This is a genomic window from Chryseobacterium sp. AG844, from assembly GCF_003182335.1.
Lineage (GTDB): Bacteria > Bacteroidota > Bacteroidia > Flavobacteriales > Weeksellaceae > Chryseobacterium > Chryseobacterium cupriresistens.
In genome coordinates this window covers 26,397-40,920 of the sequence record NZ_QGTV01000011.1, presented here as the reverse complement: position 1 = coordinate 40,920, position 14,524 = coordinate 26,397, and the positions used below count along the sequence as shown (strand labels likewise).

At 36.4% G+C, this 14,524-nt stretch carries 15 protein-coding genes; 10 read left to right on the top strand and 5 right to left on the bottom strand.

Annotation, left to right across the window (positions count from 1 at the left end; translation table 11 throughout):
- The first annotated feature begins 156 nt into the window (after nucleotides 1-156).
- The 10 genes from DEU40_RS12490 (at nucleotide 157) to DEU40_RS12445 (ending at nucleotide 8,930) form a co-directional block, all read left to right on the top strand.
- A complete protein-coding gene (locus DEU40_RS12490; RefSeq protein WP_110010136.1) occupies nucleotides 157-1,161 on the top strand; it encodes an AAA family ATPase in 1,005 nt (334 codons plus the stop codon).
- Nucleotides 1,161-1,619, top strand: coding sequence for a GNAT family N-acetyltransferase (locus DEU40_RS12485; protein ID WP_110010135.1), 459 nt, complete (start codon nucleotides 1,161-1,163; stop codon nucleotides 1,617-1,619). Before DEU40_RS12490 ends, DEU40_RS12485 begins: the two co-directional genes overlap by 1 nt.
- 67 nt (nucleotides 1,620-1,686) lie before the next feature.
- Entirely contained in the window at nucleotides 1,687-2,550 is an 864-nt protein-coding gene (locus DEU40_RS12480; RefSeq protein WP_076597442.1) for a DUF58 domain-containing protein, read from the top strand.
- Nucleotides 2,551-2,606: 56 nt separating this feature from the next.
- The gene (locus DEU40_RS12475; protein WP_051934306.1) at nucleotides 2,607-3,503 is read left to right on the top strand and encodes a BatD family protein; all 897 of its coding nucleotides are present in this window, start codon (nucleotides 2,607-2,609) and stop codon (nucleotides 3,501-3,503) included.
- Nucleotides 3,496-4,488: a VWA domain-containing protein gene (locus DEU40_RS12470; RefSeq protein ID WP_110010134.1), complete on the top strand. Its 993-nt coding sequence runs from the start codon at nucleotides 3,496-3,498 to the stop codon at nucleotides 4,486-4,488. The genes DEU40_RS12475 and DEU40_RS12470 overlap by 8 nt, the downstream gene beginning before the upstream one ends.
- Nucleotides 4,488-5,495 (top strand): vWA domain-containing protein, encoded by a 1,008-nt coding sequence (locus DEU40_RS12465; protein ID WP_110010133.1) that lies wholly within the window; start codon nucleotides 4,488-4,490, stop codon nucleotides 5,493-5,495. The genes DEU40_RS12470 and DEU40_RS12465 overlap by 1 nt, the downstream gene beginning before the upstream one ends.
- Before the next feature lie 99 nt (nucleotides 5,496-5,594).
- A complete protein-coding gene (locus DEU40_RS12460; protein ID WP_110010132.1) occupies nucleotides 5,595-6,338 on the top strand; it encodes a tetratricopeptide repeat protein in 744 nt (247 codons plus the stop codon).
- On the top strand, nucleotides 6,338-8,077 hold the full coding sequence (locus tag DEU40_RS12455) for a BatD family protein (RefSeq protein ID WP_110010131.1): 1,740 nt from the start codon (nucleotides 6,338-6,340) through the stop codon (nucleotides 8,075-8,077). The genes DEU40_RS12460 and DEU40_RS12455 overlap by 1 nt, the downstream gene beginning before the upstream one ends.
- A gap of 44 nt (nucleotides 8,078-8,121) precedes the next feature.
- The gene (locus DEU40_RS12450) at nucleotides 8,122-8,724 is read left to right on the top strand and encodes a MarC family protein (protein ID WP_062674416.1); all 603 of its coding nucleotides are present in this window, start codon (nucleotides 8,122-8,124) and stop codon (nucleotides 8,722-8,724) included.
- 5 nt (nucleotides 8,725-8,729) lie between these two features.
- Nucleotides 8,730-8,930, top strand: coding sequence for a hypothetical protein (locus DEU40_RS12445; protein WP_110010130.1), 201 nt, complete (start codon nucleotides 8,730-8,732; stop codon nucleotides 8,928-8,930).
- A 474-nt stretch (nucleotides 8,931-9,404) separates the two neighbouring features.
- On the opposite strand, the gene DEU40_RS12440 is transcribed toward DEU40_RS12445, so the two are convergent.
- The 5 genes from DEU40_RS12440 to DEU40_RS12420 all read right to left on the bottom strand — a co-directional run bounded on the left by DEU40_RS12440 (nucleotide 9,405) and on the right by DEU40_RS12420 (nucleotide 14,020).
- Nucleotides 9,405-10,373, bottom strand: coding sequence for a chorismate-binding protein (locus DEU40_RS12440; protein ID WP_110010129.1), 969 nt, complete (start codon nucleotides 10,371-10,373; stop codon nucleotides 9,405-9,407).
- 153 nt (nucleotides 10,374-10,526) lie between these two features.
- Nucleotides 10,527-10,955 carry a PaaI family thioesterase gene (locus DEU40_RS12435; RefSeq protein WP_002977570.1) on the bottom strand — a complete coding sequence of 143 codons (429 nt, stop codon included), beginning with the start codon at nucleotides 10,953-10,955 and terminating at the stop codon, nucleotides 10,527-10,529.
- A gap of 90 nt (nucleotides 10,956-11,045) precedes the next feature.
- Complete coding sequence (locus tag DEU40_RS12430; RefSeq protein ID WP_110010128.1) at nucleotides 11,046-11,642, bottom strand: 1-acyl-sn-glycerol-3-phosphate acyltransferase; 597 nt, start codon at nucleotides 11,640-11,642, stop codon at nucleotides 11,046-11,048.
- A gap of 315 nt (nucleotides 11,643-11,957) precedes the next feature.
- Complete coding sequence (locus tag DEU40_RS12425; RefSeq protein WP_110010127.1) at nucleotides 11,958-13,679, bottom strand: PspC domain-containing protein; 1,722 nt, start codon at nucleotides 13,677-13,679, stop codon at nucleotides 11,958-11,960.
- Nucleotides 13,680-13,690: 11 nt separating this feature from the next.
- Nucleotides 13,691-14,020 (bottom strand): PadR family transcriptional regulator, encoded by a 330-nt coding sequence (locus tag DEU40_RS12420; protein ID WP_110010126.1) that lies wholly within the window; start codon nucleotides 14,018-14,020, stop codon nucleotides 13,691-13,693.
- Nucleotides 14,021-14,524 lie beyond the last annotated feature (504 nt).

Sequence of the window (14,524 nt, the reverse complement as noted above, 5' to 3'; positions counted from 1 at the left end):
TTCTGGATTTGTTTATAGATAAGAAATTCAACATTATAGCATTGAATATCTCGTCAATGCCGGAATTTTTAACAAACTTTAACTCAAAAATGGCATTTATTATGTTGATTAATGCAAGTATTTATCAGAAATTTACCACTTATTTTAAATCGAGCTATGTCAGAGATATATCAAGCTGAAGATATCCGCCAATTGACGGAAAAAGTAAAAGAAAAAAACTACTTATTTACTCTTCTGAGACAGGAAATCAACAAAGTTATTATTGGGCAGGAATACATGGTAGACCGTCTTTTGGTAGGGCTTTTGGGAAATGGACACGTTCTTCTTGAAGGAGTACCGGGACTGGCTAAAACCTTAGCGATAAAAACATTGGCAGATGCTGTTCATGGAGATTTTTCAAGGATTCAGTTTACGCCGGATTTACTTCCTGCAGACGTTGTGGGAACGATGATCTTCAATATCAAAGACAATGATTTTTCTATAAAAAAAGGACCTGTATTTGCGAACTTTGTGTTGGCGGATGAGATCAACCGTGCGCCGGCAAAAGTACAGTCAGCGCTTCTGGAAGTCATGCAGGAAAAACAGGTGACCATTGGTGATGAAACCATGAAACTTCCAAAACCATTCCTGGTACTGGCAACACAAAACCCGATTGATCAGGAGGGAACTTACTTGCTGCCTGAAGCTCAAAGTGACCGTTTTATGCTGAAGTGTACCATCGATTATCCCGCTTTTGAAGATGAAAGACAGGTGATGAGAATGGTTTCAACCTCACACCAGCCAACAGTAAAACCTGTAATATCTCTTCAGGATATTGTAGATGCAAAAGAACTGATCAATCAGATTTATCTCGACGAGAAAATTGAAAAATATATCCTGGATATGGTGTTTGCAACACGTTATCCGGAAAATTATGGTCTCCCTGAACTTAAAAATTATATCAGCTTCGGAGCTTCTCCAAGAGCATCCATCAACCTTGCTATTGCTTCAAGAGCCTACGCCTTCTTAAAAGGAAGAGCATTTGTCATTCCGGAAGATGTAAAAGCATTGGCAAAAGACGTATTGAGGCACAGAATAGGCTTAACTTTTGAAGCTGAAGCAGAAGAAATTTCAACGGAAGAAATTATTAACAGGATTTTAGCAAAAATACAGGCGCCGTAATGAGTGATGTGATCATAAGAAAAGCAGTTCAGCAGGATTGTGCTGCTATGCTGGATTTGATAAAAGAATTGGCAGAATATGAAAAAGCACTGCATGAAGTAACCGTGACTTTAGAGGATTTTACTCAGGATGGTTTTGGAACTTCTCCCGTGTGGGGAGCTTTTGTAGCGGAATATGAAGGAGAAATAGTTGGAATATCCCTGTATTACGACAGATATTCAACCTGGAAAGGAAGAAGGCTGTATCTTGAAGATCTTGTAGTAACTGAAAAGCTAAGAGGAAAGCAGATTGGAAAAAAATTATTTGATGCAACACTGGAATATGGTCAAACCAATAATTACAGTGGAATGGTGTTTCAGGTATTGAACTGGAATGAGCCAGCCATCAATTTTTATAAAAAATACAACACAAAGTTTGATAATGAGTGGTCGAACGTATCCATTGAGTTTAATGACTAACCCAAAACCCGGATACCTCACCCAACATTAAACTTTGAATGTTAAACCTTGAATTTTGAACTCGTCTATGCAGATAAAAGATATTGTAAAAAAAGTAAAGCAGATTGAAATCCGTACCAGAAAAAAGACGGAGGCTGCTTTGATGGGGCAATATCACAGCGCTTTTAAAGGACAGGGGATGACTTTCTCTGAAGTTCGTCCTTATCAGTTTGGAGATGAGATCAGAAGAATCGACTGGAATAAAACCGCACGTTTCCGTGAACCATTCGTAAAAGTAATGGAAGAAGAAAGGGAACTGACAATGATGATTCTTGTGGATATTTCCGCTTCCATGGATTATGGAACAAAAGTCCAGCTGAAAAGGGAATATGTAGCTGAAATTGCCGCCAGTTTAGGATTTTCAGCAGCTGGTAATAATGATAAAGTAGGATTGATTCTGTTTGCTGATAAAGTATATAAAGTCATTCCTCCTCAAAAAGGAAGAAAACACATTCTTTCCATTATCAGTAATATTCTCACTGCAGATTATGTTCCGGCAGAATCTAAAATAGACAAGGCAATGGAATATATGATGGGAATTTTTAAAAGAAAATCTCTGGTATTTCTGTTTTCAGATTTTGAGGATGCCTATGATTCCAAAATGCTGAGAGTAGCTTCAAAGAAGCATCAGTTGCTGGGAATGAGGATTTATGATGAAAAAGATAATGAGATTCCTGATGTCGGATATGCCCGTTTACTTGATGTAGAAACCGGAAAAGAGATCTGGGCCAATACTTCCAGTGCAAGATGGCGGTATACCTTCGCAGAAGCTCAAAAACAAAAACTCAGAGCGCTGGAAGAAGACTTCGCCAACAGTTCTGCCAGTTTTATGAATATCAATACCGGTTCGGATTATTCAAAATTATTGTATAATTACTTTCAGAAAAAATAACATCGGGCTGAGCCCGTAACTAAAAAACATCAGGCGTTTTGCCTTATTATTTAACATTGAGAAAAATACTTTTAATATTATCTTTTCTGATCTGTGCAAATGCTTTTTCACAGATATTATCCTCTAACGTAGAAAAGAAAACCCTTGCTCTCGGAGAAATCAATCATCTTACCATAAAGATTGATAACCTTAATGAGCAGCAGGTAACTTCAGCAGCCAAAAATGAGCTGCTCCCTTTTCATTTTGAAGAAACCAAAGACAGTATCGGACAAACGGCTAACACCTATGAAAGGAAGATAGAATTTGCTGTTTTTGAAGAAGGGAAATTTACCATTCCGGAACTGGAATTCAAAGTAGGTGACAGAATACTTAAAACAATTCCTTACGAAATAGATGTTATTAATACGGCTCAAAAAGCAGATCAGATCAATGATATCATGAATAATAAGCAAGTGAAACTTGAACCCAAAGATTACTGGGAGCTTTATAAGTTTTATATTCTTGCAGCATTGGCTGGTATTGCACTGGTTATTGCCATTATTATGTTTGTAAAATGGGGAAGAAAATCAAAGAGTTCTCCTGTAGTGGCAACCAACCAGACCTTAAAAGAGCTCGACTCTCTTAAAAAGAAAAAATATATTGAAGGAGGAAACTTCCGTTCGTTTTATGTGGAACTGATCGATATTTCCAGAACCTTCATTACAAAACAATACCGCCTTCCTGCAGATGTACTTCTTACTGATGATCTTATTGATGTTATGAAAAAAAATAATACCATCTCGCAGGACAACGAAAAAATAATAGAAGACGTATTTCTTAGGGGAGACCTGGTGAAATTTGCCAAAACCTTCCCGGATCAGGAAACCATGGAAAGAGATTTTGCCAATATCAGGGATTTTGTGAAAAGATCATCCAAAGATTTAGAATTCGAAAACTTAAGAAAGGATGTTTAATTTTGAGTTTTACAGCCCATGGTTTTTGCTGCTTTTTCTGCTGTTTATTCCACTTTTAATTAAAGATATTGGAAAAAATAAAAGAAAAGGTATAAAAGTTCCTACCATAAAAAATATGGATCACAGCGGCAGTATCCAGGGTGTGCTTTTTTTGCTGAAAATATCAAAATATATCATTCTTTCTGCGTTGATTATTGCCATGGCAAGGCCGAGAACGTTTACCATTTCTCAGGATAGAGATGATACAAAGGGAGTCGATATTATGTTATCAATTGATGTTTCTCTTAGTATGCTGGCGAAGGATCTGAGCCCGGACAGAATTACCGCCCTGAAAGATATTGCCGTAAAATTTGTTCAGAAACGCCCGAATGACAGGATAGGAGTGGTAGCATATGCTGCAGAAGCTTTTACTAAAGTTCCGGTAACCTCAGATCACCAGGTTGTTATTGATGAAATTAAAAATCTGAATTCTGCAGGTCTGGAACCTGGAACAGCTATCGGTGAAGGACTCTCTGTAGCAGTGAATCATTTGATTAAAAGTAAAGCCAAAAGTAAAGTGGTCATCCTGATGACGGATGGGGTAAGCAATATTCAGAATGCGATTCCACCACAGGTAGCTGCCGAACTGGCAAAAAATAATAATATAAAGGTATATTCAATCGGAATTGGAACCAATGGTTATGCGCTGATGCCGACATCACAGGATATTTTTGGTGATCTTATTTTTACTGAAACAGAGGTGACGATTGATGAAAATACCTTGAGAGAAATAGCTCAGACAACGGGAGGCAGATATTTCAGAGCTACTTCAAACAGCAGCCTGGAAGAAGTATACAATGAAATCAACCAATTGGAAAAATCTGATGTGAAAGTTTCCAAGCTGTACAATTATGAAGAGTATTTCAAAATATTCCTTTGGATTGGGCTTGCTATGTTGGTGCTGGATGCATTGTTGAGATGGGTGTTTTATAAAATTTTAAGCTGATGAGTTGGTCTTTAGGAAATTATTGGTATTTATTTTTACTGTTGCTTCTGCCGCTGTTAGCTACGTTTTTGATCCGTTTTCTACAATGGAGAAATAAAAAGAGAGAAATTTTTGCTGCGAGCCAGTTTCATGAGAATTTATTTGAAAAAAGATCAGGATTTACAAAGTTTTTTCCTGCATTATATTTATTGGGAACATTATTTCTGATATTTTCTATCATTGATCTTCTGAATGGCTCAGAAGAGGTAAAAAGTACCCAGAAATTGAATAATGTCATCTTTATGCTGGATGTATCCAATTCTATGAATGCTGAAGATATAGATCCAAGCCGTCTGACAGAAGCTAAAAATCTGATGCTGGCTACCATGAAGAAAATGAATAATGACAAAGTAGGTATAGTGATTTTTGCTGGGAATGCCATGTCTATTATGCCTCTTACAACGGATTATAATTCTGCGGAAACTTATATCAGCGGTATTGAAACCAGCTCTATGCAGATTCAGGGAACAGATTTTCTGAAAGGAATGCAGGCTGCTGCTGAAAAATTTAAAAATGTAAGCAAAGGATCCCGGAAAGTAATCCTGCTGAGTGATGGTGAAGATAATGAAGGAAATGATAATGCTGCCATCAGATTAGCTAATAAAGAAGGAATAAGCATTACTTCTGTAGGAGTAGGTACAGATGAAGGTGCACCGGTTCCTGAATATGTGTTCGGACAGCTGATGGGGTATAAAACCGATGCCAACGGAGGTACGGTGATTTCAAAAAGGCAGACAGAAGCATTAAAGAAAATGGCGGAATCTACAGACGGAACTTATATTGACGGAAATAATATCAATGAAGCTCCAGACAGGATTGTAGATGCAGTAAATAAAAAATCTGCCGGTGCGGAAACTATGGTAAAATCACAGAATGCCAATCATTATTATCAGTATTTTCTTGCAGTATCTCTTCTGTTTTTCTTTTTAATTTATATTTTTAATCCTAAAAAAGATTTTAATCTATAGAATTCCTTTATTTATAGAAGAAATTCTACAAGTACTTTAACCGAACTTTAACAATTAAAACTCTGTTTCTTAACATATAAAGGAATAATTTTGCAAGTGATGAATACTAAAATCATATTTTTATCGTTTATTGTTGCCGTTTCTTTCTCAGGCTTCATGTTTGGGCAGGAAAGCTATAAGAATTTAGTGTATGAAGGCAATCAGAAATTTGACGGTAAAGATTATGAAGGTGCCTCTTCAAAATATATGGAAGCGATAAAATCCAATGATAAAGATTTTACCGCTCACTATAATATGGGGAATGCATTGTATAAAAGTAAAAAATACGAAGAAGCAAAGGCTGAGTTTGAAAAAGCAGAAAAACTTTCACAGACCCTGCCTGATAAAGCCGCTGCTCTTCATAATTTAGGAAATGCTTATATGCAGATGAATCAGCCGGAAAAAGCGGCCGACTATTATAAAAAAGCTTTGAAGCAGGACCCCCACAGCGAGGTAACCAGAAAAAATTATGAGATTGCCAAACTGAAAGAGAAAGAAAAACAACAGCAAAAAAACGAACAGAATAACTCAGGAAAAGGTGGCGGCGGAAATGATCAGAACAAAGGAGATGATCAGAAAGGCGACAAGGACAAAAAAAAGGATCAGGGTAATGGCCCGCAAAACGAAGGTAAAAGTGACCAGGGTGACAATCCTAAGCAGAATCAAAATAATGAAGGCAGAATGCCAAAGAATCTTGAAAATGCGATCTTAGATAAAATAAACGAAAAAGAAAAAGAAACCGCCAGAAGAATTTTAAACAAAAATTCTTATTCGATGCCTGAAAGCAACGAGAAAGATTGGTGATGCAGCATAAATTGATTTACATATTGCTAACGCTGGCATCCGTAATTACTTACGGACAGGTAAATCTATCTATGGATGCAGATAAAACGGAATATGCTGGTAAGGATATCATCAACCTGACCATCGTTCTTGAACTTAACGGAAGTGACCTTGTACAGCAGACAGGTTTCCAGCTTCCGGATCTTTCAAAATTTAATATCATAGGAAGCGGGTCTGTTACGAATACCGTGATTGATCCTGCTACCAATACTTTAATTACCCAGAAAGTTTCCAGAATTGCTCTGGAACCTAAGAAAAAAGGAAAAATAAAAATCGGTTCCGTTCTCGTTACCGTCAACAACAGAATCTATAAAACAGAACCTTTTGATGTCAATATCCGTGATATTGTCGACAGAAGATCTCTGGCAGCAAATACTTCCAATGATGTGTATCTGAATATGGAAATTGATGACAGGGATGTATATCAGGATCAGCCTACTGTAGCTGTTTTGAGAGTCTATTCCAGAAATATGGATAACCTGAGAAAGGTGAAAAATATCCACCTTCCGCAGCAGGACAATATCAACGTGCATCCTATTAATTTTAATAAGTCTGAGATAGATCCGTCCGGATATGGAAATATGCCTTCGCAGGTTCTGGCCATGTTTATGGTATTTCCTAATGAAGCAGGATATGTGGAAGTTCCCGGAGTATCTGCTTCAGTAAGTACCTATTCCAATAAAACAAAAATTGTTTCCAATAAAGTCAGAATCAACGTAAGAAAGCTTCCTGAAGGAGCTCCAGAATGCTTTAAAAATGCTGTTGGAAACTTTAATGTAAACGTATACAATGCTTCCAAAGAAAAACCGGAAGCCAAAAAGCCTCTGAATGTAGTGGTGAAAGTTTCAGGAGAAGGTAATTTACCTGATATGGAACTTCCTAAGATTGCCGCCTCCCCGGATTATGAAGTTTTTGCCCCGAAAATTACCTCAAAAGTTGCTCCGGGAACTTCCGGAATGAAAGGTGAAATCCTGGCTAACTATGTGATTATTCCTAAAAAATCAGGAGTAATTTCAATTAAAACGGAACAATTTGCTTTCTTTGATCCAGCAAGCAAAGAATATGTAGATCTTGGACAGAAAACACTGGATCTGAATGCATTTTCCCACGACCAGATTTTGGAAGCACGTTCTACAGTGGAGAAAGTAAATGAATATACCAATAACCTTTTGGAGACGGTAAATACTCCGGTATTAAAAACCACTTCTTTTAAAGTAAAAGAAAAAAGCAAATTCCATTGGAATATTCTTCTGACCAATATTGCTATTCTGATCAGCTTATTTGTTGCGTATCTGCTATTTAAAAATTGGCAAAAAAAACGTACATTAGTTAGGGAAACTGTACCTTCAAAACCTTTAGGTTCAGTGGCCGAAACGGAAAAGGAGATCAGAGAATTGATGAAAACAGATATCAATGATTATTTTGGATATCTGGAAAATCTTAAAGATAACGGAGAGTATGAAAAGTTCTTTGTAACGCTGGAAGAATTGGACGAGGAAGTAAGAAGCCAGTATTTCCAAGGCTCTACTCCCGAGTTTAAAACTTTTCTTGAAAAGCACAAAGGGTATTCAGTTGCGGAAGAATACAGCAGACTGCAGCAGAAAGTTCAGATGGAAAAATACAATCCTGTGAAATCTGCTGAAGCTTTGGAAGAACTTTTGAAAACTATTGTTAATTTATATTCACAAATTAGCAAATAATCAGTTTATTTTCATATTTTTGCGAAATTTTTAATTACAAAGAGATGGAAATTTTTGATGGTTTTTCTTTTAAAGAAATTGTTACCAGCTTTATGGTTCTTTTTGCCGTTATCGATATCATCGGCTCAGTTCCTATTATCGTAAGCCTTCAGCAGAAGTTTGGACAGATTGAAGCCGGAAAGGCTGCCATTACTGCGGGAGCAATTATGATCGTTTTCCTGTTCGTAGGAAATAAGATTCTGAAGCTTATCGGAGTGGATGTAAATTCCTTTGCCATTGCCGGAGCTTTTGTGATTTTTGTCATAGCCCTGGAAATGATTTTAGGAATTGAAATCAATAAAACCACTGAAGCAAAGGCTGCATCCATTGTACCCATCGCATTTCCGCTGGTTGCAGGAGCTGGAACCCTAACAACCGCACTGTCTCTGCGAGCTGAATTTCATGATATTAATATTATCTGCGGAATCATTCTTAATACAATTTTCGTATATTTGGTGCTGAAATCAGCAAAATGGCTGGAGAAGAAAATTGGGGATGCTACTTTGATGATCCTTCAGAAAGTTTTCGGAATTATCCTTTTGGCAATTTCAATTAAATTATTCACCGCAAATTTTGCTCAACTCGTGCAGAATTATATTAATTTTTAAGAGTCATGAAGAAGTTTTATAAAGTATTTTTAGTACTGTTTATCGTATTCATCGCCATCAATCTTTATGCTATCAACTGGCAAGCGACAGATATCCTTGGAGATGAAGATAACATTAAGTTTGTATTCTCTGCTGGCGCTGCTGCCATAGGCCTTATCCTGCTTTTTGTAATGGATACCTGGAGCAGAATCGGTGTAAAGAAATAAATTGATTATTTCAATATAGATATAGACCTCTTTCTTTTTGAAGGAGGTTTTGTTTTTTAGGTGGTAGATAATAGGAATTAGGTAGCAGCGATTAGGAATAAGGGATTAGAAATTAGGTGTCTTAAATGCAATACTGTTTTTTTGTATCAATAGGAACGGACTTTAGTCCGTTTAAATAAAACATATGATTCAATTGACTTCAGCCAAATCCTAATATTATCACGCAAAGCCCGCAGAAGGACGATAAATGGCTTTAAAATTTGTTCGCAAAGGCGTTGCACTCAACAAAGAAAATAGATACAAACATCTGTGAAAATCTGTACAATCTGTGGGGAAATCTATCAATATCAATGCCTATTTTACATAAATAATTGACCTGATTAATTCAAAATGAGTGGGCTTTAGCCCGTTCAAGAGAAGGAAATATATTTTATCCTTGAAAATCTGCGGAATTTATGGGAGAATCTAAAAATATCAGGAAATAACCAGGTTTTTCAATATCGCTTCAGACTTCAGTTCTGTTTCTCTCCATTCCTTTTCCGGGTCACTTTGAGCTGTTATTCCGCCTCCTACAAAAACATGTACAGAGTCTTTATAAAGTCTTGCACAACGAAGATTGACAAAGTACAGAATACTCTCATCCGTTTCAACCTTGATATAACCTGCATAAAATTCACGGGGAAATTTTTCATATTTACGGATATTCTCATTGCAAAAATCTTTTGGAATACCACACACAGCTGGAGTAGGGTGCAGATCCTGAATAATTTTATCAAGATCTTCAGGTTGTATACTGGTTTTAAAATCTGTTCGTAAATGTTTGATATTACCGGAAATATGGTCATAGGTTTCCGATTGTTCTACTTTGTCAGAATAGTTTTTAAGAATATCCTGAATGTAGGCAGTAACCGGCTTTTGTTCTTCAATTTCTTTCTCAGACCATTCTTCAGATACCGGAAGAGTTCCGGCAAGAGCCATGGTTTCAAATTCGTGAGTCGTTTTATTAAACTTCCCTAATACTTCTGAGAAAGCTCCCATCCATGCATTTTTCCCATCATTAAACAGATATCTGAAAGCATTGGGGTAATTTTTACATACATTTTTGAAGCTCTCTTTATAATCGATGGAACTAAAGTCTTTGAAAATCTTTCTTCTGGAATAAACCAGCTTTGGCAGGTGATTTTCTTTAATCACTTCGATCACTTTCTGTAATGTTTCGCAGTATTCTTCTTTTGTTTCGGCAGAAGAATTTGTAGAATCACTGATCAGGTTTTCATTGGTAATAGAAGTATGAGCAAATTCAGCAGCATCAATTTCACAAATTTCTCCGCTGAAGCTTATTTGGTCCAGACCGTTATAAGAAAAAAAGTTGACAGCATTTTTTGTATTATTTTCATCAGCAGAAAGGAGTCTCTCGTCAAAAGGAAGTTTGAAATAAATCATGAGTTATGAAAGATTTTGAAAAATCATCATGGAAATACATAGAAATTCCCGTTGTGATTTTCCTTTTTACAAAGGTATTACTAGTCTTAAAGATGTCAAAATAAAAAGAGCCTAAATTCAGTTTAAGCTCTTTTTATTTTATGTTGTTGCAACTTATCTGTGAATGATATTATTCGTCATTGTAGTATGATTGATCAAAACGCCTTTTTCATCACGGATTTCAATTTCAGAGACATGCATGGTTTTGCCTTTTCTGATAAAACGTGCCGTGGCGGTTACAATACCATCTTTTTTGCTTCTTAAATGATTGGAGTTGATATTGGTTCCTACTCCATAATATTTTTCACCATCGATAAAAATATTAGACAGGCTTGACCCTAATGTTTCCGCTAAAACGCAGCTTGCTCCTCCATGCATGATGCCAAACGGCTGGTGGGTTCTTGGGAGAACGGGCATTGTAGCTGTAAGGGTTTCATTTTCCAGATCAATGTCGATGAATTTGATTTCAAGCGTTTTAGCAAGAGTTACGTCTCCCCAATTATTGATGAATGCTAATATTTCTTCTTTTGTCTGACCTTTCATTTTAATAGTTGATAAATGATGATTAATTTTGCTTCTAGCTTCTAGCTTCTAGCTTCTAGCTTCTAGCTTCTAGCTTCTAGCTTCTAGCTTCTAGCTTCTAGCTTCCAGCTCGGTTCCCATAATATTGGGATTCCAGTTGGCCGGAACTTTTGGAACAATGTCATTTTTTACATAATAGTCCTGGATTTCCTGCATGATTTCTGAAAAAGGTACTGAGGCTATTCTTTCATAAGGAATGGTGTAACCCAGGTACACAATTTTTCTTTTAAAATCCCCTGCTGCCAGAACGATAGGAACTTTTGCAGCCAAAGCCATATGATAGAATCCTTTTCTCCATTTCGGTACCCAGCTTCTGGTTCCTTCAGGAGTAATAACAAGACTGAAATCTTCCTTTGAAAACTGGTTGGCCACGAAATTCACAAGGTCGTTTTTCTGGCTTCTGTCGATTCCGATACCTCCAAGTCCTTTTACGATACTTCCATACCAGGCTTTGGTGTGTGCATCTTTGATGATAATTTTTAAAGGTTTTTCCAAGGACCAGTAGGCGAAATTTCCTAAAATGTACTCCATATTATGGGTATGCGGTGCAACCACAAGGATACACCTGTTCAGGTTGTTGACATCACCCTGCAGGACGACCTTCCAACCTAATAATTTTAACATTGCTTTGCCTAATAGCTTTTTCATAGATTTCCCGGATTAAAAACAAAAAAGTATAACCAAACTTTGGTTATACTTTACAAATATATTGAAATATTATCGCTCTTAAAACAAACCGCTAATTAAATCTACGATTTTCATTACGAATTCCATTGCAAATTGTATCATGATAAGGCTGCGTTTTTGATTGGTTGGTTATTAAATTTTAGCTTTACGAAATTAAAACTTTTTTTTCACATAAGAAACTAAATGGAGCTTTATTTTCACTTTTCTGAGAGAAGAAGGGTGTGAATTTCAAACGGTTGCCATCCACCCACACCTTCTACCACTCTCTGAAGTTAATTATTTAGTTTGTATGGAAATTTCGTTTTTTCCGTCTTTGATTTTGATGTCCACATCTTTATTTGATTTTTTGATGTTGGATACCGCAGAATCAATTACTTTCTTTGCCTGGTTGTTCGGAACTTTCTTGCCGTTTACAATGAGGCTGTCTTTATCATCGGAGTTGTATTCAATGCTTGAACCGTTTACCGTGATTTTATTCTTTTCAATTCTGATACCGTTATTGTCTTCATTTCTGTCCTGATCGTTGTCATTGATACCGTCTCCGTCCAGGTCTCCATCCATATGGATATGGTTTTTGTTCATTGAAATAACCACTGCTTTTTGCGGAACTACAAGTTCATACTCAAGGCTGTAATCTCTGAATCTGTGCTCATATGGATATTTGATGTAGTTGGGAAGTAATACTTTATTGTTTACAATTTCTACAGGAACTGTCAGCTGGATAGGGAAGTTATATCCTTTTCCTTCTTTTTTGATGATCAGATAAGGTGTTTTGATATCTGGTTTTCTTGTAACATCTACAGAAATATAATCTTCTTCATACACTGATTTTTTATCAGAATAAATATCATTGTTGTACGCTTTGAAGTTCTGAGGAATATTGATTTGTTTTACATCTACATAAACGGTATCTGAAGTAGTATTGATGGCGACATTTTCTACATCTTCCTTGTGGCCTCTATAGATCATGTCTTTCTTAGCCATACTGATTCCGAAGTAAGTGGCCAGACCGATCAGAAGAAGGAATAAACCACCTACAACCCATCCGATATTTCTCAGTTTAGTTTTTGGCGAGAATATTTTGATGCTTAATAAACTGAAAAGGATTGCCGGAATTAAGCTTCCGATGACCATCATCGCAGCCAGTACTTTATCAAGTCCCTGATCGTCCATATAGAATCTCATCTCATTAGCTCCCGGAAAGTCTGTATCCATTCCGAAAAGACCGAATAATACAAATACTCCGATAATGCTGCTTACAGCCATCAATACGAAGAATCCTCCTACGATATACTTGAAAATATTCCAGATTCCACTGCTTGCATTGTTGATATAGGGTTTGTTTTCGTTATAGATTTCTCCGACCCTCTGAGTAGATTCATTGGCAAATTGCACCAATTTATTAGACTCATTCTTAAGATTGTCGAAGTTCATAGGCTTTCCCTGCATTTTCAGGAAATCTGCTGCTGTTTCAGCTTTTGGAAGTACGATCCAAAGGATTACATATAAAAGACCTATTAATGAAGAGGAAATGGCTGCTGTAAAAATTCCTAACACGAAGATTCCCAGCCAGATTGCTCTCATGGTAGTAATATCCATTCCTACATATTGAGCTAAACCTGCGCAAACCCCTGCTACTTTTTGTTTTTCCGGATCACGGAACAGTTGTTTTTTATCTGTATAATGGGTTCCTGAATTATTGTTTCTGGCAGATGTTTTTTCAGAAAAATAAGCTTCTTCCTGTTCTTCGATTTTTTCAGGGCTTCCAATCTGTGCGATTACCCTTTCTACATCGGTATCGTTGATCACTTCACGTTTTCCTAAAGAATCTTTGAAAATTTCCACCATTCTTATTTCTATGTCATGCATTACTTCATCAGCCTCAGAAGCATCCAGAGAGCTTCTCAGTGCGTTCAGGTAATCGCTGAGCTTTATATATGCGTGTTCTTCTATGGTAAAAGAAAAACCTGCGAGTCCTATTGAGAGTGTCTTGTTCATAACTTTGTTTTTTAATATTGTTGAGTGATTTGGTTTACTGAGGCTGTCAGTTCATTCCATGTATTGAGAAGTTCATCCAGGAAAAGTTTTCCTTTTTCTGTGATCTGATAATATTTTCTGGGTGGTCCCCCGGTAGATTCTTCCCATCTGTAAGAGAGAAACTCTCCGTTTTTAAGTCTTGTGAGAAGAGGGTAGAGGGTCCCTTCCACTACATCCAGTTTTCCTTTTTTCAGTTCGTCAATAAGATCAGAAACATACATTTCACGGTTATTGATGAGACTTAGAATACAGAATTCCAGAATTCCTTTTCGCATTTGCGCTTTGGTATTTTCGGTATTCATCTTTGATAAGTTTTGTTAATTAGTTATATTTTTAGAAAAATGCCCCTAGCTAGCTGAGCCTATTCTAATTTTACATTACAAAGATATGTAAATAAAATGGTATTATGCAATACAAAGTAGTGAAATTTTTAAAATAAATTATTTAAAATATTGAAAATCAATTAAATAAATTTTATCTTGAATTTTAAGTAAAATGAATTTTAACAGAAAATAGCTCAGAAATCTTTAATTTTTAAATAAAATTGATAGAAAAAATGATCTTTTATTAATTATTATCCATTACTCATTACTCATATCCATAGCCCCGATAGAAGCGGTTACCCCACAGCAGCCACGGCTTTAGGCAGGCGCGAGGAGTATGAGCGGATAGCGGGAGAAAGCTTCTTATCTGTGAATACTGTTTTATAGGAGAGAAATTCTGACAGATAATGAGACATGGATTTTGAGGTCGGTATTATGATTCGTATTTTTGTTAGGAATAAAAAAACATCCAAATCATTCCTA

Bases quoted from the DNA above. Each gene is read 5' to 3' on its own strand.
- DEU40_RS12490 (WP_110010136.1), top strand. From the start codon at position 157: ATGTCAGAGATATATCAAGCTGAAGATATCCGCCAATTGACGGAAAAA.
- DEU40_RS12485 (WP_110010135.1), top strand. From the start codon at position 1,161: ATGAGTGATGTGATCATAAGAAAAGCAGTTCAGCAGGATTGTGCTGCT.
- DEU40_RS12480 (WP_076597442.1), top strand. From the start codon at position 1,687: ATGCAGATAAAAGATATTGTAAAAAAAGTAAAGCAGATTGAAATCCGT.
- DEU40_RS12470 (WP_110010134.1), top strand. From the start codon at position 3,496: ATGTTTAATTTTGAGTTTTACAGCCCATGGTTTTTGCTGCTTTTTCTG.
- DEU40_RS12465 (WP_110010133.1), top strand. From the start codon at position 4,488: ATGAGTTGGTCTTTAGGAAATTATTGGTATTTATTTTTACTGTTGCTT.
- DEU40_RS12460 (WP_110010132.1), top strand. From the start codon at position 5,595: ATGAATACTAAAATCATATTTTTATCGTTTATTGTTGCCGTTTCTTTC.
- DEU40_RS12455 (WP_110010131.1), top strand. From the start codon at position 6,338: ATGCAGCATAAATTGATTTACATATTGCTAACGCTGGCATCCGTAATT.
- DEU40_RS12450 (WP_062674416.1), top strand. From the start codon at position 8,122: ATGGAAATTTTTGATGGTTTTTCTTTTAAAGAAATTGTTACCAGCTTT.
- DEU40_RS12445 (WP_110010130.1), top strand. From the start codon at position 8,730: ATGAAGAAGTTTTATAAAGTATTTTTAGTACTGTTTATCGTATTCATC.
- DEU40_RS12440 (WP_110010129.1), bottom strand. From the start codon at position 10,373: ATGATTTATTTCAAACTTCCTTTTGACGAGAGACTCCTTTCTGCTGAT.
- DEU40_RS12435 (WP_002977570.1), bottom strand. From the start codon at position 10,955: ATGAAAGGTCAGACAAAAGAAGAAATATTAGCATTCATCAATAATTGG.
- DEU40_RS12430 (WP_110010128.1), bottom strand. From the start codon at position 11,642: ATGAAAAAGCTATTAGGCAAAGCAATGTTAAAATTATTAGGTTGGAAG.
- DEU40_RS12425 (WP_110010127.1), bottom strand. From the start codon at position 13,679: ATGAACAAGACACTCTCAATAGGACTCGCAGGTTTTTCTTTTACCATA.
- DEU40_RS12420 (WP_110010126.1), bottom strand. From the start codon at position 14,020: ATGAATACCGAAAATACCAAAGCGCAAATGCGAAAAGGAATTCTGGAA.